21 protein-coding genes are annotated in these 25492 nt (G+C 66.4%); 8 read left to right on the forward strand and 13 right to left on the reverse strand.

All coding sequences use genetic code 11. The annotated features are described in order from the left end of the window. Positions 1 to 98: 98 nt before the first annotated feature. Positions 99 to 623, reverse strand: coding sequence for a hypothetical protein (locus AC4BCK_RS16585; RefSeq protein WP_377086879.1), 525 nt, complete (start codon positions 621 to 623; stop codon positions 99 to 101). 654 nt (positions 624 to 1277) lie between these two features. Here AC4BCK_RS16585 and AC4BCK_RS16590 point away from each other — a divergent pair. Next, positions 1278 to 2867 (forward strand): HNH endonuclease, encoded by a 1590-nt coding sequence (locus AC4BCK_RS16590; RefSeq protein WP_490566216.1) that lies wholly within the window; start codon positions 1278 to 1280, stop codon positions 2865 to 2867. Between the two features lie 157 nt (positions 2868 to 3024). Here the strand turns inward: AC4BCK_RS16590 and AC4BCK_RS16595 are convergent, their stop codons facing one another. The 3 genes from AC4BCK_RS16595 to AC4BCK_RS16605 all read right to left on the reverse strand — a co-directional run bounded on the left by AC4BCK_RS16595 (position 3025) and on the right by AC4BCK_RS16605 (position 6573). After that, complete coding sequence (locus AC4BCK_RS16595) at positions 3025 to 4383, reverse strand: ABC transporter substrate-binding protein (RefSeq protein ID WP_490566217.1); 1359 nt, start codon at positions 4381 to 4383, stop codon at positions 3025 to 3027. 314 nt (positions 4384 to 4697) lie between these two features. After that, on the reverse strand, positions 4698 to 5639 hold the full coding sequence (locus tag AC4BCK_RS16600; protein WP_102975962.1) for a carbohydrate ABC transporter permease: 942 nt from the start codon (positions 5637 to 5639) through the stop codon (positions 4698 to 4700). After that, positions 5629 to 6573: a carbohydrate ABC transporter permease gene (locus AC4BCK_RS16605; protein ID WP_251422783.1), complete on the reverse strand. Its 945-nt coding sequence runs from the start codon at positions 6571 to 6573 to the stop codon at positions 5629 to 5631. The genes AC4BCK_RS16600 and AC4BCK_RS16605 overlap by 11 nt, the downstream gene beginning before the upstream one ends. Before the next feature lie 338 nt (positions 6574 to 6911). On the opposite strand from AC4BCK_RS16605, the gene AC4BCK_RS16610 reads away from it, so the two are divergent. From AC4BCK_RS16610 to AC4BCK_RS16625, 4 genes are read left to right on the forward strand one after another with little or no spacing between them, the layout of a single operon-like run. Then, entirely contained in the window at positions 6912 to 8207 is a 1296-nt protein-coding gene (locus tag AC4BCK_RS16610) for an ABC transporter substrate-binding protein (protein ID WP_363959353.1), read from the forward strand. Between the two features lie 50 nt (positions 8208 to 8257). Beyond that, a complete protein-coding gene (locus tag AC4BCK_RS16615; RefSeq protein ID WP_400583049.1) occupies positions 8258 to 9427 on the forward strand; it encodes an acetylxylan esterase in 1170 nt (389 codons plus the stop codon). Further along, positions 9427 to 11487: a DUF6807 family protein gene (locus AC4BCK_RS16620; RefSeq protein ID WP_490566218.1), complete on the forward strand. Its 2061-nt coding sequence runs from the start codon at positions 9427 to 9429 to the stop codon at positions 11485 to 11487. Before AC4BCK_RS16615 ends, AC4BCK_RS16620 begins: the two co-directional genes overlap by 1 nt. Then, positions 11484 to 12602: a M24 family metallopeptidase gene (locus AC4BCK_RS16625; protein ID WP_366278306.1), complete on the forward strand. Its 1119-nt coding sequence runs from the start codon at positions 11484 to 11486 to the stop codon at positions 12600 to 12602. Before AC4BCK_RS16620 ends, AC4BCK_RS16625 begins: the two co-directional genes overlap by 4 nt. Before the next feature lie 239 nt (positions 12603 to 12841). Here AC4BCK_RS16625 and AC4BCK_RS16630 read toward each other — a convergent pair whose 3' ends face one another. From AC4BCK_RS16630 to AC4BCK_RS16655, 6 genes are all read right to left on the reverse strand, one after another. Further along, the gene (locus tag AC4BCK_RS16630) at positions 12842 to 13168 is read right to left on the reverse strand and encodes a helix-turn-helix domain-containing protein (RefSeq protein WP_310112814.1); all 327 of its coding nucleotides are present in this window, start codon (positions 13166 to 13168) and stop codon (positions 12842 to 12844) included. A 274-nt stretch (positions 13169 to 13442) separates the two neighbouring features. Then, positions 13443 to 14894 carry an aldehyde dehydrogenase (NADP(+)) gene (locus AC4BCK_RS16635; RefSeq protein WP_490566219.1) on the reverse strand — a complete coding sequence of 484 codons (1452 nt, stop codon included), beginning with the start codon at positions 14892 to 14894 and terminating at the stop codon, positions 13443 to 13445. Between the two features lie 44 nt (positions 14895 to 14938). Next, positions 14939 to 16042: a mandelate racemase/muconate lactonizing enzyme family protein gene (locus tag AC4BCK_RS16640; protein ID WP_364321087.1), complete on the reverse strand. Its 1104-nt coding sequence runs from the start codon at positions 16040 to 16042 to the stop codon at positions 14939 to 14941. Next, complete coding sequence (locus AC4BCK_RS16645; RefSeq protein ID WP_490566220.1) at positions 16042 to 16947, reverse strand: 5-dehydro-4-deoxyglucarate dehydratase; 906 nt, start codon at positions 16945 to 16947, stop codon at positions 16042 to 16044. Before AC4BCK_RS16645 ends, AC4BCK_RS16640 begins: the two co-directional genes overlap by 1 nt. Next, on the reverse strand, positions 16944 to 17909 hold the full coding sequence (locus tag AC4BCK_RS16650; RefSeq protein WP_400601912.1) for an NAD-dependent epimerase/dehydratase family protein: 966 nt from the start codon (positions 17907 to 17909) through the stop codon (positions 16944 to 16946). The genes AC4BCK_RS16645 and AC4BCK_RS16650 overlap by 4 nt, the downstream gene beginning before the upstream one ends. 32 nt (positions 17910 to 17941) lie before the next feature. Continuing rightward, entirely contained in the window at positions 17942 to 19396 is a 1455-nt protein-coding gene (locus AC4BCK_RS16655) for a Gfo/Idh/MocA family oxidoreductase (protein ID WP_363939719.1), read from the reverse strand. Between the two features lie 380 nt (positions 19397 to 19776). Here AC4BCK_RS16655 and AC4BCK_RS16660 point away from each other — a divergent pair, with 380 nt between their 5' ends. Continuing rightward, complete coding sequence (locus AC4BCK_RS16660) at positions 19777 to 20811, forward strand: LacI family DNA-binding transcriptional regulator (protein WP_364275221.1); 1035 nt, start codon at positions 19777 to 19779, stop codon at positions 20809 to 20811. Positions 20812 to 20818: 7 nt separating this feature from the next. Here the strand turns inward: AC4BCK_RS16660 and AC4BCK_RS16665 are convergent, their stop codons facing one another. Continuing rightward, positions 20819 to 21508 carry a FadR/GntR family transcriptional regulator gene (locus AC4BCK_RS16665; protein WP_174177133.1) on the reverse strand — a complete coding sequence of 230 codons (690 nt, stop codon included), beginning with the start codon at positions 21506 to 21508 and terminating at the stop codon, positions 20819 to 20821. A 99-nt stretch (positions 21509 to 21607) separates the two neighbouring features. On the opposite strand from AC4BCK_RS16665, the gene AC4BCK_RS16670 reads away from it, so the two are divergent. Beyond that, entirely contained in the window at positions 21608 to 22948 is a 1341-nt protein-coding gene (locus AC4BCK_RS16670; RefSeq protein WP_490566221.1) for an alpha-hydroxy acid oxidase, read from the forward strand. 11 nt (positions 22949 to 22959) lie between these two features. Here the strand turns inward: AC4BCK_RS16670 and AC4BCK_RS16675 are convergent, their stop codons facing one another. Then, positions 22960 to 23562, reverse strand: a complete 603-nt coding sequence (locus tag AC4BCK_RS16675; protein WP_251422753.1) for an ArsR/SmtB family transcription factor — start codon at positions 23560 to 23562, stop codon at positions 22960 to 22962. A gap of 153 nt (positions 23563 to 23715) precedes the next feature. Between AC4BCK_RS16675 and AC4BCK_RS16680 the strand changes: the two genes are divergently transcribed. After that, on the forward strand, positions 23716 to 24219 hold the full coding sequence (locus AC4BCK_RS16680; protein WP_251422750.1) for a hypothetical protein: 504 nt from the start codon (positions 23716 to 23718) through the stop codon (positions 24217 to 24219). A 10-nt stretch (positions 24220 to 24229) separates the two neighbouring features. Here the strand turns inward: AC4BCK_RS16680 and AC4BCK_RS16685 are convergent, their stop codons facing one another. Further along, on the reverse strand, positions 24230 to 25441 hold the full coding sequence (locus AC4BCK_RS16685) for an acetoin utilization protein AcuC (RefSeq protein WP_397425577.1): 1212 nt from the start codon (positions 25439 to 25441) through the stop codon (positions 24230 to 24232). Positions 25442 to 25492 lie beyond the last annotated feature (51 nt).

The following is a 25492-nucleotide window of genomic DNA, read 5'->3' on the forward strand; positions in this document are numbered from 1 at the left end:
AATGTATCCTCCGGGGCGTGCCGTCCGCAGATTTGAGAAGCTGCGAATTGTCAGGGGCAGCTGGGCAGGGGTTATCCCCTACCTCACTCAAGTGTCGACTAACCCGTGATCCTGATGGCCGGCTCGGTGAACCCCGCGAAGGTCAGCGTATAGATGTAGCTGAGGGCCACGCCAGAGACAACGGGAGTCCAGTTCGGGTTCGGGCAAGAGAAATCGGCCAGGAATTCCTCCGAGCTCTCTCCGGTTTCGGACTGCGCCGGGACCTTCAGCCTGCCGTTCTTTGTTGAGGTGACCACCTCGCTGGTTGTATTCGTGTCGGATTCCGTGAACGGGTCGACGACTTTGTCCTTCGAACCTGGGTTTTGGCACTCGCCCGTGAATGTGCTGGTGACGGCCAGGGTCACCGTCGCGTTGGTGTTCCCGACGCCCGCAATCTCCGTGCCGGTGCAGGTTACAGTGAGTTCATCGAGGGTACAGACGGGTTCGGCAGAGCCCTTCGTGTAGTGGGCTCCCTGGGGAGCGTTGTCGAAGTTTGTTGCGGCCTGTGCCGCTGTCATGCCCGTTGCGACGGCGATGAGTAGTGCAGCGAACAGAGCCAGGACGCGGCGGAGTGATAGCTTCATTTTTCATACTTTCCGCAGATGCCTTTGGCCTCATGCCGAAAGGCAGCGATTAAAGGAATTGGCGGATCGGCACTCACCGGTCCTGCGTGCTTCGGAAACTTCTAAAGTCCCCCAAAACCACCCGGCCGCAGCACTCGGTTTGGGCTGCGCCTTTCACATTGGGCGAGCGGCGGCAGCATCAAAGGTGTGCTGTCCTCGCCACTCAAGAGATGGCCGAATCCGGCTGATTATTCTTGCTGATATTGGGATTCTTTCAGTGCAAACGCTGCAAATATGAAGCCACCGATTCCCAGTTTATGGCGGTGTGCATGCCACCAATGGCAGGCGACGCTGACGCCAGTTCGCACCTCCCAGTAGGACAATTTTACGTCTCTGAGGGGCGCCGTATCCTGCAGCAGCGCTAAAGAGGGGAGGTCCAGATTACTGGAGTGGGGCATTAGGTAGATGTGCTTTGGCCGGCGGTGTGCTGGGGTACGCAGCGCTGCCAAAGTTTTCCACATAGGGGATTGGGGACGCGTTATTGTCGGTGGTCTTTGGCAGAGTTGGGTTATGGAAACGGCTGGGGTTTTGGGGGCGGGGCAGGCAGGGCGCCGGCCTGATGTGTCTGTCACTCGTCCCTCGCCGGCGGCCTCCGGGCGCCTTGACTCTGGCACCATGACTTCTGCGGACCTGCCCTCGATCGCTGACGTCTCCCGTTCCCTGTTGTCGGTTCCGGTCGCGGCTGACGGCCCCGGGATGATTGATCAGGTGCGGGAGCTTGAAGACCTGAAATCGCTGGCGGCTGCGAAACAGGCCCGGATCGCTGTGGCTTTCGATCTCTCCCAGCGGAGGGAGCAGGCCGCGGCCGGTGTCCCGGCCAAGGAACAGGGCGCCGGTGTTGCCGCGCAGGTCGCGTTGGCGCGCCGGGAGTCCCCGGCCCGCGGCGGCCGGCTCCTGGGCCTGGCCAAAGCCCTCACCACCGAGATGCCCCACACCCTGGCCGCCCTGCAGTCCGGGCAGCTGAACGAATGGCGCGCCACCCTCATCGTGAAGGAAACAGCATGCCTGTCCGCCGAAGACCGGTGCGCGGTGGATGAGGAACTCGCCGCCGACACCGGCACCCTCTCCGGTACAGGTTCACTGGCCGGCGCCGGGGACCGGGCCATCCTTGCCGCGGTCCGGGCCGCCGCGTACCGGCGCGACCCGCACTCCGTAGCCAGACGAGCCAATCAGGCGGTGAACGACCGGACCGTGACGCTCCGCCCGGCGCCGGACACCATGGCCCGCCTGAGCGCCCTGCTCCCGGTCGCGCAGGGCGTCGCCGTGTACGCCGCCCTCACCCGCCACGCCGACACCGCCCGATCAAACGGTGATGACCGTTCCAGGGGCGCGGCCATGGCCGATGAACTGGTGCAGCGCATCACTGGCACCCCGGCCGGGATCAGCAGCATCGAAGTCCAGCTCGTCATGACCGACCGCACCCTCTTCCAGGCCGACAGCGAACCCGCCCGCCTGGCAGGCTACGGCATCGTCCCCGCCCACTGGGCACGGCAAACCATCCTCGGGCAGCAAGAACGACCCGGCACGGGACCAGCGGACAGCGCCGGCGCTCCGGAGACGGACCTCAGGGCTGGCAGCGGTACTGATGTTTGGCTCCGCCGGGTCTTCACAGCCCCCGGCACCGGCGAACTCCTCGCCATGGATTCGAAAGCCCGGCTCTTCCCTCCCGGGCTCCGCCGGTTCCTCCAGGTCCGCGACGACACCTGCCGCATCCCCTACTGCGATGCACCCATCCGCCACCACGACCACATCATCCCCTGGCACCAGAACGGGCCCACCACCAGCACCAACGGCCAAGGCCTCTGCGAAGCCTGCAACCACACCAAAGAAACACCCGGATTCTCAGCCAGACCGGTCCCTGGACCACGACACACGGTGGAACTAAAAACCCCCACCGGCCACACCTACCACTCCACCGCCCCGCCACCACCCGGAACACCGGCGATGAGCCATGGGGTGGCCGGGATGCACCCTTCGGGCCCACCAGCCGGTACTGCAAGTACCTCGGCCACGGGCACAGCACGTGACATGGCTCCGCGGACCGCGCCTGGCCCGGGCCGCGGCGACCCCGGATCCACCATGCGGGAAAGGGCAGTGTGTCCCAGCCCGAAGAAGCACGGTGTCCAGGTCCTCGGCCGCGTTGTTCCGTACCGATCCCTGGTTGTACAGCGCGGGCTCGAGGCCGTACCGGCTGCACCGCCGTAGTCCTGCCGCTGCAGCTTTAGACCCACAGCCTTAAACAGCTCCGTCCCGGAAGGAACCCGAGGTTCCTGCCGGGACGGAGCTGCCACCCGCCGTCGGACGCTGGGAGTGGAGGAGGCTTCCACCCAAACTGTCCGGAGCCGTGTTGGCGGTGTGAGGACTAACTGCTGATTGCCGACTTCATCTCGTCGTAGGCCTTCTTGCCTGCTTCATCGGTGGAAAGCCGTTCGAAGAGAACCTCGGAGGTGTACCGCTTGATGATTTCCTGGATTGCGCCGGCGCCCTTCGGCGGCGGAGCGGGTGCCTCGCCGAGTTCATCCTTGATCTGATCGATGAATTTGACCACCTTGACATCGGCCGGGGTCAGCTTGGACTCGATGGCTGCACGGACCTCTGAGTTCGGGTAGACACCGCGGTCTGCAAGGAGGGCCTCGCCGGCCTTGACGTTGTTGGCCAGGAAGTCGATGAACTTGGCGGTCTCCTCGGGGTGCTTGGTGCGTGAGGAGGCTGACCAGAACTGCGAAGCCTTGTACCAAAGCTCTGCATCAGCGGAAGACCCGGTCTTCGTGGGGAACCGCAGGATCTTCAGGTCACTGCCGGAAGCCTTCTCCAAAGCCGGGGCCTGGTTGGACCACCAGAAAGCCATGGCATTCTTGCCGGTGGCGAGTCCGCTCTGGTCCAGCGGGGCAGCCTCGGCTTCAACCACCTCGGAGGCCGTGGGAACTGCCTTGTTCTCGCTGAGCTGCTTCAAGAACGCCCACCATTCGGAAATGTCACTGGGCTCGAAGCCCAGCTTGCCGTCGGAGGTGTACAGCGACTTGCCGTTCTGGCGGAGCCAGACACCCAGGGATGCCTCGTCCGTACCGTACGCGGCGGCACCATAAGTGCCCTTCGGGGACTTGGCCGTCACTTCGGAGGCGGTTTTCTCGAAGTCCTCCCAGGTCCACGTGGAGTCGTCCGGCATCGCCACACCTGCGGCCTCAAACACCGCGGGGTTAGCCAGGATAGTGGCCGCGTTGATGCCGGCCGCGATGCCGGTCAGGCCGTCCTCGCTCTTGCCCGCGTTCAGTGCGGCCTCGTCAAGCTTGGAGGTGTCGATCTCGTACTTGGACAGGTCAAGCAGGGCACCGCGGCTGGAGTATTCGGTAATGTACTTCTCGTCCATCTGGATGATGTCCGGGGCGTCGTTGGCGGCAACCTGGGTTGCCAGCTTGTCCCAGTAGCCGCTCCAGTCGCCAAACTCCGGCTTGATCTTGATGTTCGGGTTCTCAGCCTCGAACTGCTTGATGGCTTCCTGGGTCAGCTGGGCGCGCTTGTCGCCACCCCACCAGGAGAACCGCAGCTCAACGGGTCCATCGGCATTCTGTGGGGATGATCCTCCGCCGCAGGCACTGAGGGCCATAACGACGGCGGCAGCCGCCGCGACGATGCCCGTCTTGCGGATGCGGCGTGCTGCGCCGGGGGAACGCGACTCTGCCGGTTGCCGGGCAGCAGACGCAGGGCGGGAAAAAAGCTGCACTGGTAACTCCGATCTTCTTTGATCTAGGTGCTGTGGACTAACGCACTGGGGAACAGGGATGAAACGCGTAAGCGCTTTCTAGATGTAATAGTACAAGTAGGTGACTTGTACTACAAGATGTTTGGCCAACAGTTCCGGACGTCCACTTTCTGCGGGAGACGTTACAGCCCGGCGCGGTCCTGGACGGCATGTTCCGGCGCGGCACAGTTTCCAACACCACGCTTCCGGACAGCCAAACGGCCCGCCACAAGGACGGGCCGTTCGGTTGGTGCGCAGGCCTGCTGGCCGGCAGCGCATGAGTCCAGGAGCTGGATCTATTTGATGCCGGTGGTTGCGATTCCCTTGATGAGGAAGCGCTGGCCGAAGAGGAACACCAGGAAGACCGGCAGGAGCGAGACGATGGACATCGCAAACAGGGATCCCCAGCTCGTGGCTGACTGCGAGTCGACGAAAGCCCTCAGCGCCACCGGAACGGTGAACATGTCCGGGTCCGTCAGGTAGATCAGGGCGCCGAAGAAGTCGTTCCAGGTCCAGATGAACGTGAAGATGGTGGTGGTGGCCAGGGCCGGCACCATCAGCGGCAGGATGACCCGCAGGAAGATGCGAGGGTGGCCCGCGCCGTCGATCCTCGCAGCCTCATCAAGTTCCCGCGGAATGCCGCGGATGAACTGCACCATCAGGAAGACGAAGAACGCTTCGGTGGCCAGCAGCTTCGGCACGATCAGTGGCCAGAAGGTGTTAACCCAGCCGATCTGCGAGAACAGGATGTACTGCGGAACAATCACCACGTGGAACGGCAGCATGATGGTGAGCAGCATGATGCCGAACAGCAGCTTCTTGGCAGTGAACTGCAGCCGGGCGAAGGCGTAGGCCGCCATGGAGCATGAGATCAGGTTGCCCAGGATGGAGCCGATGACCACAATCGCCGAGTTGATCATGTAGTGGCCGAAGGGGTGGGTCAGGGCAGACCAGCCGGAGGTGTAGTTGCTCATCTCCAGGCTGTTGAGCCAGAGCCCCGGTTCGCGGAAGATCAGCTCGTTGGGGCGTAGCGATGAAACAACCATCCAGAGCAGCGGGTAGATCATCAGGCCGCCGGCAAGGATCAGGATGCCGTGCTTCATCAGGGATTTTCCGCGCTGGGCCCGGCTGAAGGCCAGCGTGCCGCGGGACTCGCGGGGCTTGCGGTGGTTCGTAGGCTTGCCGGCGCCTCCGGACTTCTTGTCCGGGGTGGGCAGCGTCTCCAGCTTAGTCGTCATAGAAAACCCAATACTTAGAAGCGATGAAGTTAATGGCGGTGAATACACCGATGATCACCAGCAGGACCCACGCCATGGCTGACGCGTAGCCCATGTCGAACTGGCCGAAGCCCTTTTGGTAGAGGTACAGCGTGAAGAACATCGTGGAGTCCGAGGGGCCGCCGTTGCCGCCCGAGACGATGAACGCCTGGGTGAACGACTGGAAGGATCCGATGATCTGCAGGACCAGGTTGAAGAAGATGATCGGGCTCAGCATCGGCAGCGTGATCCGCCAGAACTGCTGGAGGGTGGTGGCGCCGTCAACCCTTGCCGCCTCGTAATACATGTGCGGGATCTGCCGGAGGCCGGCCAGGAAGATGATCATGGGGGCGCCGAAGGTCCAGACGTGGAGCAGGATGATGGAGCCGAGCGCCGTGCTGGGGTCTGAGATCCACCCCGGACCCTGGATGCCGAACATGGCCAGGACCTGGTTCACCAGGCCCGTGGTGCCGAAGATCTGCTTCCAGAGAATAGCGACTGCCACCGAACCGCCCAGGAGGGACGGCAGATAGAACACTGAGCGGTAGAACGGCAGGCCGCGCAGGCCTTTGTCCAGGACCAGGGCGATCAGGAGCGCCACGGCGAGCTGGAGCGGCACACCAACAAATACATAGGTGAAGGTCACGCCGAGGGAGTTATGCAGGCGTGCGTCACTGAGCATCCGGGTGAAGTTGTCCAGCCCGACCCATTCCGGCGGCTGGAGCAGGTTGTAGTCCGTGAAGGACAGATACAGGGACATGACCATGGGGCCGATGGTGATGGCCACGAGGCCCACCAGCCACGGCAGCAGGAAGATATACGCTGCCTTGTTGTCCCGGCCGTTGGCCTTCTTCTCCGCGGCGGTGGCTTTGCCCTTGCGCCGGGTGATGGAGCTGAGTTCGCTGATGGCGCTCACTGTTGCCGTCCCGTTCGTGTCATCAGGCCCGCTGCTGCCGGCATTCCAGCCGGGCGCAGCGCCCTGGGTATGTGCTTAGCGGCCATGTGGTCTCCTTTGGTCATCGTGGCCTCCACGTTCCTGGTATCGCCTGGGCGATAGGTGCGCTCCCGCGGCCGGTGGTTGGCCGCCGTAGATTCGGCGGTTCCCACCACCGCGGAGGTGCGGATTGAAAAGCGGCTCCGTACCAAAGTAAACGGTTTCTTGACTCCTGTATAGCCCTTTGTTAGTTTTTGAGAAAACGCTTTCTGTTATACAGGTCACTACGAATGAAACCACAACACCTAAGGGGCAGGACAATGCGGTTACGTCTCCGGAAATCAGTCATGGGGGTTGCAGGCGCAACAGCTGCCCTCGCCATGGTACTTACGGGTTGCGGCAGCAACGCAGAGGCCGGGAAAGTCGGGACGGTCGAGGATCCCGTCACCATCCGTTTCGCCTGGTGGGGGAACGATTCCCGTGCCAAGACCACCCTGGAGGTCATCAAGGACTTCGAGGCCGCGAACCCCACCATCAAGGTGCAGGGCGAGAACACCGAGTTCAGCTCCTACTGGGACAAGATGGCCACCCAGATCGCCGGCGGCACCACCCCGGACGTCTTCGCCATGAGCGGCGCCTACCCCAGCGAATACGCCAGCCGGGGCGTGCTGCTGGACCTGGACGACGTCAAGGACCAGATCGACACCTCCAAGTTCGCCGAAGGCACGGTGGACCTGGGCAAGATCGACGGCAAGCAGTACACCATCACCGCAGGCGTGAACTCCATGTCCATGGTGATCGACCCCAAGGTCTTCGAGGCAGCAGGCGTTGAGCTGCCCGACGACGAAACCTGGACCTGGGACGATTACGCGCAGATCGCCGCTGACATCACCAAGAACTCCCCGGCGGGAACCTTCGGCACCACCCCCATGTCCAACGACTCCTTCCTGGCGGTATGGGCACGCCAGAGCGGCGAGGAGCTCTACACCGATGACGGCAAGAAGCTGGGCATCAGCGAGGACACTGCCACCGAGTGGTTCGAGCTCAACAAGAAGCTCATGGACACCGGCGGCGCCCCGTCCGCCTCACAGACCGTGGAGGACGGCTCTGCCCAGCCCGAAATGACGCTCATGGGCCAGGGCAAGCAGGGCATGAAGATCTCCTGGAGCAACCAGATGAACTCCTACTCCGGCTCACCGCTGGTCATGATGAAGATGCCGGGCGAAAGCAAGACACCCGGCGCGTGGCTGCGCTCCTCCATGGAGTACGCCATCTCCTCCAAGTCCGCGCACCCCAAGGAAGCCGCCCTCTTCATCAATTACCTGGTGAACAACGTGGACGCTGCCACCAAGATCAAGAGTGACCGGGGCATGCCGGCCAACACCGAGCTCAAGGCGGCCATCACTCCCCTCCTGAAGGAATCCCAGCAGAAGGAAGCGGAGTACCTGGACCGCATCGCGGAGATGGACATCGAACCGCCGCTGCCGTTCCCCGCAGGTTCCTCGGCCACCATGGAAGTCCTGAACAGGTTCAATACGGATGTCCTGTTCGGCAAGATCTCACCACGGGATGCGGCCAAGGGCTTCATCCAGGAAGTCAACTCGAACTTGGGCTGACCGCCGGCTGTCCAGCCATCACAACAACATCCCGAACAGGAGGCAGGCCAGTGACTGAAAGCACAGGGCCCGTCAGGCCCAGCGCCATCGCCGGCTACGAGGACTGGCCTGCCTACGTCCGGCACTACCCCCGCCACCAGGCAGCAACGCCGGCTGCGCAGGAACTCGCAGACGCCCTCGGCGTCCCTGAAGTTCCAGCCCAGCCTGACGTGTCAGTTCATTGGGAGGAAACGCACGACGGCGTCACCACCTCCCAGCTCAGCTGGCAGTTGGGCTTCGGTCCCAGGACTACCGGCTGGCTGATCCGGCCGGCCGGCAGTTCCGGGCCGCTGCCCGGCGTCCTCGCGCTGCACTGCCATGGGGGCAACAAATTCGGCGGGGCGGACCGGCTGGTGGAGCTCCCGGAGCAGCACCCGTCGGCGGAGGCCGCCCAGGCCGGCCACTACGACGGCCGCGCCCTTGCCACGGACCTGGCACGTAGCGGTTTCGCAGTCCTCGCCCACGACGCCTTCGCCTGGGGCAGCCGCCGCTTCGACCTTTCCGTCCCGCCCTGGCGGACGGCCTCGGCACTGGAGGCGAGGCAGGCACAGTGGCGGGAGGACGGCGTCGTGCCTTCCGATGCCGACGTGTACAACGCGGCCGCAGGGTTCCACGAAGAGACCGTGGCCAAGACCGCCGGCCTGCTGGGCACCAGCCTGGCAGGCATGGTGGCCCACGACGACCTTGCTGCCCTGGAGATCCTCGCGGGGCTGCCGGATGTCGACCAGGACCGGCTGGGCTGCATCGGCTTCTCCGGCGGCGGCGGCCGTTCCCTGGCCCTCGCTGCGCTGAGTCCCCGCATCAAGAGCTACGTCGTGACCTGCATGATGACCACGTTCCAGTCACTTCTGCCCTCCTACCTGGACGCCCACTCGTGGCTGCTGCAGACCCCCGGCCTCTGGAAGCTGGGCGACTGGCCGGAGCTGACGGCAAGGTCGGAGTCCGAAAGACTGCTGGTGCAGTATGCCCTGGCGGACCAGCTCTTCCCCGAAGCCGGGATGCGCGACGCCCACCGGGTGCTGGAGTCGCTCCACAGCCCCGGCACCTATACCGGGAGCTTCTGGCCGGGCGGGCACGTATTTACCGCCAGCATGCAACAGGAAGCGCTCGGTTTCCTGTCCAACTCGCTCTGCGCCCATGACCCCCAAACCCTTCCCCTCAGCTACCAAGGACCCGCCTGATGATTGATCAATCCGCCACCGCGGAACGCGAAAGCCACTCCGCGGGAGGCGCCGTCCCGGCACCCGTCCCGCGCATCGCCCTGGTGGGCGTGCACGGCTTCGGTGAACGGCACCTTGCCAACCTCGCCAGGCTCGAAGCAGCCGGCACCCTGGAACTCGTCGCCGTCGCGGATCCCAATCCCCCGGCTCCAGGACGGCTGGCTGAATCCGTAGCCGTCTTCCGCGACCTTGCCCAGCTGTTGGCAGCGGACCCGGAAGTCGACGTCGTCATCCTCGCCACACCCATCCAAACGCACGCCCCGCTGGCCCTCGCGGCGCTGGCAGCAGGCAAGGACGTGTACGTGGAAAAACCGCCGGTGGCCTCGCTCGGCCAGTTCCGGGATGTACTCGCCGCTGCCGACGCCGCAGGACGGCTGGTCCAGGTGGGTTTCCAGAGCCTGGGGTCGCACGCGCTGCCGGCTGTCCGGGCCCTCGTGGAATCCGGCGGCATCGGTGATGTCCTGGGCCTGAGCGCCACCGGACAGTGGGTACGGAACAGGGCCTACTTCAAGCGCTCACGCTGGGCCGGAAAGCGCAGCCTGGACGGCATCGACGTGGTGGACGGCGTGGCCACCAATGCCCTTGCCCATGCGGTAGCCACGGGCCTCCACCTGGCCGGCGCCCACACGATGGCCGACGTCGAATCAGTGGACACGGACCTGTACCGGGCCCATGACACCGAAAGTGACGACACCTCCATCATCCGTGTCCGCACCACCAGTGGCTCCACGCTGCTGTGCGGACTGACGCTGTGCGCGCCGGAACAGCAGCGGCCCTCCGTGACGGTACACGGCACCCGCGGCGAGGTCACGCTCTTCTACACCGACGACGAGGTGGTCATCAGCACCCCCGACGGCGAGCGCCGCGAGACATTCGGCCGGACCGACCTGCTGGAGAACCTTCTGGAGGCCCGCTCCAACGGGGTGCCGCTGCTGTGCGCCCTGCCGGACACCGGCGCCTTCACCACGGTGCTGGAAGCCATCCGGACAGCGCCCGCGCCGCAACCCATCAACCCCGGGTACATCGCGTGGGAGGGCGAGGACGACGACGCCCATCCGGTAGTCCAGGACATCGCGGCCGTGATCGCAAGGGCAGTCAAAGCCCAGGCCACCTTCGCGGAACTCGGTATGCCCTGGGCCCGCAAAATGCCGCCGGTCCGCACCCTCACCCTGGACGGCAAGGCGGTCGCGGAGTACCAGGACGGCAGCCGGATCCGGGCCGTGTCCTCGCCGCGGCCCTACCTGCACCCCGTCCGGACCCTCGCGGGCACCGTGGTGACGGACCACCAGCCGCTGGACCATGTGTGGCACCTCGGGGCCGGCGTGGCCCTGCAGGACGTGGACGGCATTAACTTTTGGGGCGGCCGCACCTACACGCGCGAGGCCGGCCAGTATGTCTGGCGCCCGGACCACGGCAGCATCACACCCACGGAAACCCACGCTGAGGAAACGGCTGCGCGGACGGGCGGCGCGGCAGGCCGGCTGCGGGAGACCCTGGGCTGGAACGGGCCGGACGGCGCGCCGGTCCTTCGCGAGGACCGCACCTGGGAGTGGTCCGGCGTCCACTCGTCCGCCTGGCGCCTGTCCCTGGATTTTGCCCTCTCCCCCGCCGGCGACCGGCCGGTCAGCCTGGGCAGCCCCGGTTCCAACGGCCGCTTCGAAGGCGGCTACGGCGGGTTCTTCTGGCGCCTGCCCGCCTGCGCGGACGCCACCGTGTGGACGCCGTCCGGTGCCGGGGAAGCAGAGGTGCACGGTTCAGTAACGCCGTGGCTGGCCTGGGCAGGAACGTTCGACGGCGCCAGCGCCACCCTTGTGTTCGTGGCCGCCGGAGGTTCCACCGATCCGTGGTTCGTCCGGGTGGATGGCTACCCGGGGGTGGGCCAGTCGCTGGCCTGGGACAGCCCGGTCATCGCCGAACCTGACGCTCCGGTGCAGCGCAGCATCACCGTTTTTGTGGCCGACGGCATCCTGGGCACAACCGACATCGAAGCTCTCATCAACCAGCAGGGGAACCGTTCATGACCCAGACAACAGCCGACGCTTCCTTGCTCTCGGGCAGGGCGGCCCCCGCCTCCCCGGAGGACCGCGCCATCAAACGCCAGCGGGTGCTGGACATTCTTGACGCAAAGGGCCAGGATTCACTGCTGCTGACCACCAACACCGCCCTGACGTGGTACCTGGACGGCAGCCGGGTACACATCAGCCTGGCCGGCGATCCCATCGCAGCTGTCCTGGTGGACCGCCGCGGCGACCACGTGGTCACGTTCAACAACGAGGCCGGGCGCCTCGCCGCCGAGGAGCTTCCGTCCGGCGTCACCCTGCACTCCGTGCCCTGGCACGCCAACCTGCATGAGGCCGCCGCCGCCGTCGGCCTCCCTGGAAGGAACGCCGTACCGGTGGCCGAAGCGGACGTCGCCGCCGAACTGCGCGCGGCCCGCCAGCAGCTGCTCCCCAACGAAAGCGCACGCTACGCCCGTCTCAGCGCCGAGGTTGCAGCCCTGATGACGGACGTGCTGTCCGGCGCCCGGCCGGAAACCACCGAGTTCGAACTGGTGTCCGCCCTCGCTGCCCGGATTGTGGCCGCGGGCGCGGAGCCGCTGGTCCTGCTGTGCAACGGCAGCAGCCGGAGCAGCTTCCGGCACCCGCTGGCCACCCACTCGCCGCTGGGACGCCGCGCCATGGCGGTGGTGTGCGCACGCAGGGACGGCATGGTGGCCAACATCACCCGCTGGGTGAGGTTCGACGCCGGCACTGCGGAAGAGCGCGACGCCGAGGCGAGGATCGCAGGGGTGGAGGCGGACATCTTCGACGCCACGGTCCCGGGCGCCCGGCTGGACCGGATCTTTACCGAGATCAAGGCGGCCTACGCGCGCCATGGCTTCGGCGCAGACCAGTGGGAGCAGCACCACCAGGGCGGACCCGCCGGCTATGCAGGGCGTGATCCCCGCGTCACCGACGCCGCGACCGACACCGTGATCCTGGGCCAGGCCTTCACCTGGAACCCGTCCGGGCCCGGCGTCAAGATCGAGGACACTGTCCAGCTCACCGGGTCCGGCCTGCAGGTCCTCACGGCCGACCCCCGCTGGCCCTCGACCACGGTGAACGGCCTCCAGCGCCCGGCCACCCTCCAGCTCTAGGCCAGACGCTCTCTCAGATCCTGCAGCAAAACCAGAAACGCTCTCTCAGATCCTGCAGCAAAACCAGAAACGCTCTCTCAGATCCTGCAGCAAAACCAGAAACGCTCTCTCAGTTGGCGCTGTACTTCCGGCACCAACTGGGAGAGCGTTTCGGGTAAAGCAACATCAAGAACTGGTCTCCGATAGTTGGACTGGCTTAATGGGATTCTAGGGCGCGAGGGAAACGACGGCCTGGACCTTTACCGTCGTCCCTGATCCCTCAAGGCCCGCAGTTTTCCCAAGTACGCCACCTCCGCGCGGAGCCGCTCGTTCTCCCGGCGCAACCGTTCCAGTTCAGGTAACTCGGCCGGTGGAGGTGGAGCCGCGGACTTCGCGGGCCTGCCTTTGGCCTTGGGACGTAATGCCTCCGCACCGTCACGGCGATACGCCCGGACCCACTTTTGCAGCAACTGACGCGATGACAAACCGGCCTCCACAGTCAGGGCCGGGCCGGTCTCGCCCGCGAGGAACCGTTCCACTAACGCCAGCTTGAACTCAAACGAGTACGACTTCGCCGGTTTGCTCACCACTACTCCTTGACCATGAATCCTCCACCGCCCATTCAGTGCCCTGACCGGCACCCACGGCGTCTCAAGCAAACGAGCCGCAGCCCGCTACCCAACGCCCTTCCCAAAACCACGCTACCGCCGCCTCGCGCTGGACCTCAGACAAAGAACTACTAATAGCAGGCATAAAACTGCTCCCCGGAAGTCGCAACTGAATTTCTCAGTCCAACTTCCGGGGAGCCGTTCACAAGTGAGAGAGCGTTCCGGTTAAAGCAACATCAAGTGAGAGAGCGTGTCAGGGGAGGTGGAGCTCCCCGTCCACCCGGCGCGGGATGCCCAGCGGGTTGCTTTCGTGCAGGGCCGGGTGCAGGACCGTCTCGGGCGCATCCTGGTAGGCAACCGGACGCTGGAAGCGGCGGACCGCCGTCGCGCCTACCGAGGTGAACAGGGACGTGGTGGCCGGGTACGGGCCGCCGTGCTGCTGGGCCCAGTTGACGGCCACACCGGTGGGCCAGCCGTCGAAGAGGACGCGGCCGGCCAGCTCGGACAACTGGCCCACAAGAGCGGACACGTCCTCGCCCGGCTGGGCGTGGACGGTGGCGGTGAGGCTGCCCGGCACCTTGGCCAGGACCGCGGACAGCTCCTCCTGGCCCGAGTACTCAATCAGCATGGTGGTGGGACCGAAGCACTCCTCCAGCAGTTCCCCGGGGCGCTCCAGGACCTTTGCCGCCGAGGTGGAAAAGACCACGGGTGCGGCGCCGTCGGCCACTGCGTCCTGGTCCACGGTGCCGCTGACCACATCCACGCCATCCACGGACGCGAAGCTGCGCAGGCCGTCAGGGTAGGCCTCCGCGATCCGGCTGGTGAGCATGCCCAGGGCAGGCTTGTCCTTGCTGGCCGCCGCCACTTTTGCGGCAAAGTCTGTTCCAGACGGGATAAAGACGAGCCCGGGCTTGGTGCAGAACTGTCCGGCACCAAGGGTGAAGGATCCCGCCAGGCCTTCCGCGAGCTGCCCGGAACGCTCTGCCAGGGCGGCCTGGGTCACCACCACCGGGTTCAGGCTGCCCAGCTCGCCGTAGAACGGGATGGGGTCCGGACGGGACGTGGCAAGGTCAAAGAGGGCTCGGCCGCCGGGGATGGAGCCGGTGAAGCCCACCGCTTTGATGGCCGGATCCTGGACCAGCGCGGTTCCCACCTCACGGCCGCTCACCAGTGCGAACAGGCCTTCCGGAGCACCGGCTGCGCGCAGTGCTTCGGTGACGATTTCCGCCGTCCGCTCAGAAAGGCGGAGGTGGCCCGAGTGGGCTTTGACGATCACGGAGCAGCCCACGGCCAGGGCCGAGGCAGTGTCGCCGCCGGCCACCGAGAAGGCGAACGGGAAGTTGGAGGCGGAGAAGACCGCAACCGGTCCGATGGGCCGCAGGATGCGCCGCAGGTCCGGCTTGGGCGGCGTGGAGGCGGGGTCCGCGTGGTCGATCACGGCTTCCAGGTAGGAGCCCTCGGTGATGACGCGCGCGAACAGGCGCAGCTGGCCGGTTGTGCGGGCCACTTCGCCGGTGAGGCGAGCTGCGCCAAGGCTGGTCTCGGAATCGGCGATCTCCACCAGGTCGGCGGCGTTCGCGTCGAGCGCATCGGCCACCCCGATGAGCCAGGCGGCACGTTCAGAATCGGAGGCGGCCGCGGAGATCCTGGCTGCCTCCGTGGCAGCGGCGGTGAGTTCGGACAGGGAAAGCGTTGCAGTTGTCACGTCAGGTACCTGTTCTTCGTATGTAGATTCATCAACGGCGCTTCTTACAGGTCGTCCCGGAAGCGGAAGCCAAGTCCGGGCTGGTCGGTGAGCGACACCCGGCTGTTGCTGAAACGGACGGGCGAAGGTCCTGCCAGGATGCCCAGCTGCTCAAAGGATGCCTCCTCCACGTCCTCCACCAGGGTGGGCTCTGCAAGCGTCAACGCCAGCTGGCCGGACAGCTCCGGCAGCAGGTGCGGCATGACCTTGATGCTGTTGGTCCGGGCAAGTTCCACGATGCGCCGGAACGGGGTGATGCCGCCCACCCGGATGATGTTCGGCTGGATGATGTCCACGGCCTCCGCGTCGATGAAATCGCGGAAGCGGTAGATGGTGTGCAGGTTTTCACCGAGGGCGATCGGCACGGGTGAGTGCTTGCGGAGCCTGCGGTAGGCCCAGAGGTCGTCGGCGCGGATGGGTTCCTCAAGCCACTCCAGCCCGAAGCCGGCCAGCACGTCCAGGGCTTTGAGGGTGGTGGGGAGGTCCCAGCGCTGGTTGGCGTCGATCATCAGCTTCCGGTCCGGGCCCAGCACGGACCGGACTGCGGCGACCCGTTCGGCGTCCTCGCGGATGTCTGGCTTTCCCACCTTGATCTTCACAGCGTGGTGCCCGGCTGCAACCCAGCGCTCGGTCTGCGCCACCAGCTCTTCGAGCGTGTAGTGCAGGTTCACCCCGGAGCCGTAGACCTCGGCAGACTCCTGGCGCTGCCCCAGGAGTCCGGTCACGGAGGTGTGGGCCCGCGACGCCTGGAGGTCCCACAGCGCCAGGTCCACGCCGGCCATGGCAATGGTGGTCAGTCCCCCGCCGCCGGCCTCGTGCAGCCGCTTCCATACGGCATCCCACACCGTTTCCGGGTTGGCAGGCAGCCCGGCGATGAACGGGGCGATGTCGTGATCGAGCAGGGCCTTGACTGCCTGCGGACCGATGGTGGGGGTCCAGGAGAAACCGTGCCCCGCGCCGCCGTCGTCCGTGTGGATCTCCGTGGCGATCACGTGGTTTTCCGGTGCCTCCACGCCCCAGCTGCGGCGCAGCGGAACCGTGATGAGGCGGGTGCTGAGTCCTGTGATGCGCGGTTCCGTGCGGACGGCGACAGCCGCGGGGGCGCTCATCAGCGGCCGGCCAGCTCGTAGCCCCTGGCGAGGATGGCCTTCAGCTGCACCAGCTGCTCCTCGGTGGGATCCACCAGCGGCGGGCGTACGGAGCCGACGGGAAGTCCGCCCAGCCGCAGGCCTGCCTTGATCAGCGAAACGCCGAAACCGGGCGTCTGGTCGCGGAGGCGTACCAGCGGTGCGTAGAAGCCTTCCAGCAGGGCGTTGCGGCGGTCCTCATCGCCGGCTTCGTAGGCGTCATAGTAGGCCTTGGCGATCTCCGGGGCCATGGCGAATGCCGCGGAGGAGTACAAGGGGATGCCCAGTCCGCGGTAGGCGCCCTGGGTCAGTTCGGCGGTCAGCAGGCCGTTGAAGAGGGCGAAGTCCTGGCGTCCGGTGGCACGCACCGCGGAGACGATTTCCTGGGCCAGGCCGACGTCTCCCAGCCCGTCTTTGAAGCCGATGACCTTGGGGTTGGCAGCCAGCGTGGCCATCGATGCGGCGGTGAACCTGGCGTTGCCGCGGTGGTAGACGATCACCGGAAGGCTGCTGGCGTTGGCCACGGCCTCGATATAAGCCACGAGTCCGTCGGTGGGACCGGTGACCAGGTACGGCGGGAGGACCAGGAGGGCGTCCGCCCCTGCCTCTTCCGCGGCGCGGGCGGCGGCAATCGCGTGGCCCAGCGGCCCGCCGGCGCCGGCGACTACCGGGACCTTTCCGGCGACGACCTCGACGGCGGCCGTCACCACGGTGCGGACCTCCTCGATGCTGAGGGCGTGGAATTCGCCGGTGCCGCAGGCGGGGAAAACGCCGCCGGGCCCGAACGGAAGCCGGGAGCTGATGTGTTCCTTCAGCAGCTCCACGTCAACGGTGCCTTCGGCCGTGAACGGGGTGACGGGGAAGAACAGTACGCCGTCGAATTTCATGGTGTCTCCTTGGCTCCGCTGCCGGCAGTAACCAGCGCGGAGTTCTCGTCTTTGAGCAGGGTGTTGGACTTGAGTTCGGTGCGCCAGCTGCGCGTTGGCTGCCAGCCCAGGAGCTCCTGGGCCTTGGCGATGGAGAAGGCCGGGCTGGCACCAGTGAGTCCGGCGCTGAGGGCTTCGCTTCCGGGCAGGAATTTCGGCATCAGTTCGGCCAGCGGTGCTGTGGCAAGGGCGTCCGCGGCTCCTACAAAGAAGGTTTCCCCGTTGGGGATGGACGGCATCTTTTCCAGCAGCAGGTCCAGGAAGTCCGCCACGTCCCGGGCATCCACGTAGTTGAAAAGCGCGGGTGCGGACAGTGCGGGATCGGCCAGCCGCTCAGCAAGGGTGTGGCCCTGCTGCGTCGGTGCACCCTCCCATTCCTCCGGCGAGATCACGTAGCAGGGCCGGAACGCTGCGTAACGGATTTTCTCGCCCTGTGCTGCAGCGAAGGTCTGGACGGTCTGCTCGGCAATGAGTTTGGACAGGGCGTAGGCGTTCCACGGCCGCGGCGGCGTCCGCTCATCCAGCGGGAACGACGGCGGCAGCCAGCCCGCCGGCGAACCGTAGCCCAGCACCGTGGGGCTGCTGGCCGTAACAATCTTCTGCACGCCCACGTCGGTGGCCGCGCTGATCACGGCGAACGCGAGCCGCGTGTTCGTGGCAAAAATGACGTCCTCGGGCGCGCTGAACGGTACGGCTATGGCGGCAAGGTGGATGACGGCGTCGGGCGTGGTCTCGCGGAGGAGGCGCAGCGCCTCGCCGGGGGCCAGGAGGTCGGCCGTTTCCTGCACGACGCCGGCGGGCAGCTGGTCCGCCGGAACGGCGTCGCGGTCCACCGAGATGACGTGATGGCCCTTTGCGGCGAGCCCCGCCACAACACTGCGGCCCAGGCGTCCGGAGCCGCCCGTGACAAAGATCCTGCTCATGGTTATTCCTTCGGTTGGTTCCCGGGCAGGAGTCAGTTGCCGCGGCGGAGGTCGACGCCGAGGTCCAGGTCCTCGATGCGTACGGGCAGGGAGGACTCGAGGGAGCGGTTGCCGGCGATGCCGACGGAGACGGAGCGCAGCCCGTCCAGGTATCCGGAGGGGCGTCCCAGCGGGTCCTCGCCCGGACCGTCGAAGAGGTCTGAGAGCAGGAGCTCGTCACCGCCGCCGTGGCCGCCTTCGCCGTTGACGATCGGCACCTCGTAGGCGGCTTCCCAGTGGCGCTGGACCACCAGGCGTTCGCCGTTGCGGCGGATGGCGTCATCCTCTTCGATGGGGGTGGCGCTGGGGTCCACGACGGTCTTCTTGTCCGTGCTGGAGGTGACGGCGGCGCGTTCCACCACCTCGAGCTCGGCGCGGCCTTCGGTGCCATTGACCGCTACCCGGTAGCCCTCCCAGGGGCTGTGGGCGTTCAGCGAGTAGCTGAGGCGGGGCCCGCCCTGGTATTCCACCACCAGTGCGAGGTTGTCCTCGATGGTGATGCCGCCGGTGAACACGTCCTGGTCGCGGCGGTAGCCGTCGTAGTGCTCGTTGTCCAGGAAGAGGGCCTTGAGGCGCTCGTCCTCCCGCAGGTCAAGGGTGAAGGGGTCCTTTTCCGCGCCGGCGGGGGCATCGGCGCTGGGCGTGCCGCGCTCGGGGCGGGGACCCAGGCCGCGCTCAGCGGCGTTTTTGTCGCCGTAGAACTTCAGGCCGCCGGAAGCGAAGACACGCTCGGGAACGTCGTCGATCCACCAGTTGACCAGGTCGAAGTGGTGCGAGGCCTTGTGGATCAACAGGCCGCCGGAGTTCTTCTTTTCCCGGTGCCAGCGGCGGAAGTAGTCGGCGCCGTGGACGGTGTCCAGGACCCAGCTGAAGTCGATGGACGTGACCTTCCCGATCACGCCGCTCTGGATAATCTCCTTGAGGGCGCTGTTACGCGGCGAGTAGCGGTAGTTGAAGGTGACCACCACGTTGCGGCCGGTCTCATGCACCGCCTGGGTGATGCGGCGGCAGCCTTCGGCGTCGATGGTGAGGGGCTTCTCGACGACGACGTCGGCGCCCGCGCGCAGTGCCTCCACGATGTAGTCGGCGTGGGTGTAGTCAGGGGTGGTCACCACGACGCGGTCGATGGCGTTGGCCTGAATGAAGGCGGTGAGGCCGGCGGGATCGAACGATGCGACCGGACCCGGCGCACCCAGTTCCTGGATGAGCTTCTGGTAGAACTCCACGCGGCCGGGGTTCACGTCCGAGAATGCCACCAGCTCGGCGGTGTCCGCATGCTTGCCGAAAATGGCGCGGATGTACATCTCGGAACGCCCGCCGGTGCCGATCAGGGCAATGCGGGCTTTGCCGCCGCGGCGGGCGGGCGCAGCGGCGGCAGCAGTTTCGGTGCCGTCCGCGGGTTCGGACCATGCCTCTGGGGCGGAAGTCGACTCGGCTGTGTTGACCATGAGGGGTCCCTTTCGAAGACGCAAAATCCGGCCGGATGGGCCGCTGTTCGGTGACGATGTGGTGCTTCTTTGTACCTTGCCTCAGAAAGCGTTTTCTCAGGCTTCTCTATGAGTTGTATCAATCCGATCGCTCATCCGTCAAGCATTGGACTACGCAGGAGAAAGCGTTTTCTGCCCGATCCGCGCCCAGGACCGGGAAAGAACGGGAAAATTGGCGGGAAAAAGTGGGAAAGGAAGAGAAATCGCTTTCCCGTCCCGTTATATGCTGTCACTCACTACATGCTTTGACGAGTACGCCGCCACACAGTCGGTTTGGATCCTGCCCTGCAACGGAACGGCGCCACCACCTGCCGGCCGCGGCGCGAAGGAAGGGGCCACGCATGGTCAGGAAATCGGCATCCGGCAGGATCGGCATCGCAGACGTTGCCGTGAAGGCGGGAGTCTCCCACGCGACGGTTTCGCGCGTCATGAACGGCAACTTCACGGTGGACCCCGAGATCGCTGCCCGGGTCCGGGCGGCGGCGGTCGAGCTGAAGTACCAGCCCAACCCCGTGGGCCGAAGCCTGGCCCTCGGCAAGACAGACACCATCGGCATTGTGGTGCCGGACCTGGCCAACCCCACCTTCCAGGCCATCCTCCGCGGCTTGAGCCGGGCCGCCGCCCAGGACGGGTACCGCGTGCTCATCGCCGATTCCTTTGAGGTCTCCAGCGAGGAAACCATCCTGGCGGGCGAGGCACGCCGGCGGTGCGACGGACTGGTACTCTGCGCGCCCCGCATGAGCGACGCCGAACTGGAGGAGATTGCGCCGTCCCTCCGGCCGCTGGTCCTCATCAACCGCACCACGGCCGCTGCAGGCGTCCCCAGCCTGGTGGTGGACTACGGCCAGGGCGTGCAGGATATCGCCGAACACCTGGTGGACCTGGGCCATACCCGCCTCGCCTTCCTGGCAGGTCCTCCCCGCAGCGCGTCCAACAACCTCCGGCTCCAGGGCCTGGAGGCCTTCAAGGCGGCCCATCCGCAGGTGGAGGTCACCATGCTGGAAGGTGGCTCGGACTTCGACACCGGCCACGGCGCGGTGGATGCCGTTTTGGAAAGCGGCGCCACGGGGATCCTTGCCTTCAACGACCTGGTGGCGATGGGCCTGATGAGCGGGCTGCATGAACGGGGCCTCGACGTCCCCGGCGACATCTCCGTCACCGGGTTCGACGACATTCCCTTCGCAAAGTACACGACGCCGACGCTCACCACAGCGGCTGTTCCCATTACCGAACTGGGCGAGCAGGCCTGGCACCAGCTGCGGGCCCTCATCCGCAACGAGGAAAGCGACGCTCCCGGCAGCCGCTACCAGCCAAAGCTCGAGGTGCGCGCCAGCACCGGCCCGGCCAAGGCTGCCCGCACGGCAGTCCACGGCTGAGTACCCTTTAGGGACGACCCATTCCGGCTTCCCGGTAGTAGCCCTCGATGTGGGCTGCCACCAGCCGTGCCGCGCGGTCGCCGTCGCCGTTCCTGATGGCGGCAAGGATCCCGCAGTGCTCTGCCTTCAGGCGCGTGGCTGTTGCCTCCCAGTCCGGAAGGCTGGATGTCAGCTGCGCGGCGTACCGCTGGATCGATTCGCGCAGCGAGCCCATCATGGCGCTGACCACCGCGTTTCCCGCGGCATCGGCGAGGGCCAGGTGGAACCGGACATCCAGCGCCAGGAATTCATCAACGTCCAACCCCTCAACGGCCATCTCGTCCAGAAGTTTGCCGGCCTCCTCCAGCTCCGGGGCCTCCGGGCTTGCCCTGGACGCCGCCCAGGACTCAAGGAGCATCCGGGTTTCCACGATGTCCGCCACCGGAAGGTGCTGCGTGGCCACGTGCAGGCGCAAAGCTGAGCCAAGGGCCGCCGTCGGATCCGAGATGACCACCGTACCGGCGTCCGGGCCCGACCCCACCCCGGCCCGGACCACGCCCATGGCTTCAAGGATCCGGATGGCTTCGCGCACGGACGTGCGTGAGACCTTCAGCTGTTCGGCGAGGGTCCTTTCGGCGGGCAGCCGTCCGCCCACGGCCAGCCGGCCCTCGGAAAGCTCGGCCTCAATCCAAGACAAAACAAGCTGGTGCGTACGCATAGGGCCATGGTACTTGATGTGGTCCGACCACATGGCCTACAGTGTGGTTAGACCACAGGAGGTCCCGGACGCGGACCTGCCGGCCCAACGGAGGACGCCATGACCCACACCATCCAGCCCAACAATCCGGAGGCATCCCCCGCCCCGGATGCTACGGACATCCCGGCGGCCGCCCCCGGGCCCGCCGCCACACCGGCCGTTTCAGCGGTGCCGGCAGCGCTGAAGCGCCGGATCCCCAAGTACTCGGATTTGGCCCCGCTGATGCAGTTCAAGAAGCCCGAGTTCAGCAAGGAAGCGCGGCTCAAGCGGGCCAGCACCATCTGGGATCTCCGCGACATCGCCAAGCGCCGCACCCCGCAGGCACCGTTCGACTACACCGACGGCGCTGCCGAAGGGGAAATCACCCTCCGCCGTGCCCGCGAGGCGTTCCTGGACATCGAGTTCCGGCCCGGCATCCTGCGCAACGTCTCCAAAATCGACCTGAGCACCGAAATCCTGGGCAAGCCATCCCGGCTGCCCGTGGGCATCGCCCCCACCGGCTTCACCCGCATGATGCAGTCCGAAGGCGAGTACGCCGGTTCCCAGGCCGCGGAAGCCGCCGGAATCCCCTACACCCTCTCCACCATGGGCACCGCGTCCATCGAGGATGTGGCGGCCGCAGCCCCGAACGGCCGCAACTGGTTCCAGTTGTACCTCTGGACGGACCGCGACCGCTCACTGGAACTGATCGAGCGGGCCGCCAAGGCCGGCAACGACACCCTCATGGTCACCGTGGACACCGCCGTGGCCGGCGCCCGCCTCCGCGATGTCCGCAACGGCATGACCATCCCGCCGGCGCTGACGGTCAAGACCGTCCTCGATGCCTCCTACCGCCCCGCCTGGTGGTTCAACTTCCTCACGCATGAGCCGCTCACTTTCGCGTCACTGTCCCGCTACACCGGAACCGTGGCGGACCTCATCAACTCCATGTTCGATCCCACGCTCACGTTCGAGGACCTGGACTGGCTGCGCGAAACCTGGAAGGGCAAGCTGGTGGTCAAGGGCATCCAGACCGTGGAGGATGCCCGCCGCGTCGTCGACCATGGCGCCGACGGCGTGGTCCTCTCCAACCATGGCGGCCGCCAGCTGGACCGGGCACCCATCCCGTTCCACCTGCTCCCCGAGGTCAAGCAGGCCTTCACCGCGGACAACAGCGATGCCGCAATCATGCTGGACACGGGGATCATGAGCGGCGCGGACATCGTGGCCGCCCTGGCCCTGGGCGCAGACTTCACGCTGATCGGGCGCGCCTACCTGTACGGACTGATGGCCGGCGGCCGGGCGGGCGTTGACCGTACGCTGCAGATCCTCGAGAAGGACATGGCCCGCACCATGGCCCTGCTGGGTGTCAGCAATATCTCCGGACTGACCCCGGACCACGTGCGCCTGCTCAACAAGTAGGCGCCAGGGCCCTACTTCTTGCGGCCGAACTTCGGCAGGGTGGGCAGGTTAGCCAGGAGGTCGGCGGCCTTGGTGGCGGCCCGCCCCACGGTCCTGCCGATCTGCTGGGGCACGCTATCGTCGCTCAGCGGCGCCGTGGTGCCGCCGGGGATAACGACGGCGGGACTAAGCTCGGCGCCGTCGCGCGCCAGGACACCGGCGGACACAGCCTCCGCCGCCACGGCGCCGGCGGTGGCGGATTCCTGGTCCGCGGGTGCCGTCTCGGGGGTGGTGCGGGAAGCCTGTTCCTGGCTGCCTTGGGCAGCGGCGGCGTGCGAGGACGCCCGGCCGGCCGGTTCCGCTGGCGCCGCCGCGCCGACGTCGAGGGTCTCTAGCCAGGTGGCGATGCCCTCCAGAGGTTTGCGGTTGAGTGCGTAGTAGCGCTTCTGGCCCTGGGCCCGCATGCTCACCAGCTGGGCTTCGCGAAGGACTTTGAGGTGCTTGGAAATGGTGGGCTGGCTCGCAGCCAGTTCCTCCACCAGTTCGCCCACGGCCTTGTCCCCAGAGCGGAGGGAAACCAAAATGTCACGCCGGGTCGATTCCGCTATGACGGCAAATACGTCGTCTGTCACCATGCCTCAACCCTAGCGACATATACGCCGAAAGGCATCAACTATTTCGGCCCTTACCCGAATGCCATTGCCCCGGTTCTCCCGCGGTGCTAGAACGGTTCCAGGGTTGCCCAGGGTTCCCGGGCAGCGGCCGGCGTGACCTGAGGGGTGGGTGGCATGGAGATCCTCCGCCAGCAACTGTTCAACATCATCGCGTTCGTGTTCCTGGGCCTCTTCGTCGCGGTGTGGGGCTCAGTTCTGCTCCGCGTGGGGTTCTGGGTGCCGGACGGACGGACTGTTGCGCCGCCCCTCAATGGAGCCCTGGTAACTGCGGCCGGCGTCCTGGCGACGTCGCTGAGTTCGCTGACCGCATCGGCGCTCGGTTTCACCATCGCCGAAGTCCGCCGTGAGGAGTCCGGGCAGGACGCCCGCCGGCCACCAGGTCCCGGGGCGCCGGGAAGCTCCACCGCGGTCAACCCGTCCGACGTCACCGCCCGGCTGTCGGGGCGGATCATCGCAGCCATCATCGTCTACCTCGCTGTGGGCCTGGCTGTCCTGCTGCTGTGGCTCGCCAAGGGAACCGCGTCCACGGACCTGATCGGGGCCTTCGCGTTATCGCTGCTGGGATGGCTGATCGGCGCAGCGGGAGTGGTGTTCCAGACGGAGAAGCGGAACACCTGAAGGCAACGCGTCAGTCGAACCAGGGGTCGAGTCCGTGGAGCGGGAACACGGACTTCCGGGTCGCCATGACAGTCCGGTCCACGGCATCGTTGGGATCGAAACCGACCTCCCATGACCGCCACCAGAGCTCCACATCGTCACTCATCAGCGCCGGCGCCGAGGAACCGAACTTTTCCTGGACGTAATCACGCCAGTCCTGCGGGACCGGCGTGCGCAGCGGCACGGGCCGCCCGGCCGCGATGGCAATCAGGTGGCTCCAGGACCGCGGGACCACCTGGAGGACGTTGTAGCCGCCGCCTCCCGTGGCGATCCAGCGGTTGTCGCAGTGGCGGGCTGCAAGGTTCCCGACGGCGGAGGCGGCCTCCCTCTGCCCGTCAACGCTGAGGTTGAGGTGCGTCAGGGGGTCGAGGCGGTGCGAGTCGCAGCCGTGCTGGCTGACGATTACCTCCGGCTGGAAGGCGGCTACCAACTGCGGGACCACGGCGTAGAAGGCGCGCAGCCAGCCGGCGTCCCCCGTTCCCGAGGGCAGCGCGACGTTCACGGCTGTCCCTTCCGCCTGCGGGCCGCCGATCTCGTTCGCAAACCCTGTGCCCGGGAACAGCGTCAGCCCGCTCTCGTGCAGCGAAACCGTGAGCACGCGGGGGTCGTCCCAGAAGATACTCTCCGTTCCGTCCCCGTGGTGCGCATCGACGTCGATATACGCCACCCTGCGGATGCCGCCGTCGAGCAGCCTCTGCACGGCAAGGGCGGCGTCGTTATAAATGCAGAACCCGCTGGCCCGCTCGCGGGAGGCGTGGTGCATGCCGCCGCCGAAATTGATGGCGCGCAGGGCCGAACCGTCCAGGATCCGGGAGGCGGACAGCAGGGACGCTCCGGCCAGGCGGGCTGCAGCCTCATGCATCCCGGCAAAAGCGGGGTCATCCTCGGTGCCCAGGCCGCGGGCCTCGTCAGTCTCGCCGGGATGTGCGCTGACCTTTTTGACTGCCGCAACAAATTCGGCGGAATGCACGGTTTCGAGGTCGGCGTCGTCCGCCACGTCCGGCGCCTCCACCGCCACATGCTCCAGGTCGAACAACCCAAGGCTGCCCGCCAACCGGGCTGTCAGGTCCATGCGCTCCGGGGCCATGGGGTGGCCCGGGCCGAAATTGTAGGCGGTCATGTCAGAACTCCACGCCACCACCGTTGGGGGCGCGGGCAAGCTGAGGCCCGGCAGGTATGTCATCAATCACAGGCTACCTGAGCGCGGCACCCCTCCTGCCCAGTCATGACGCAG

This window comes from Pseudarthrobacter sp. As-47 (assembly GCF_058215595.1).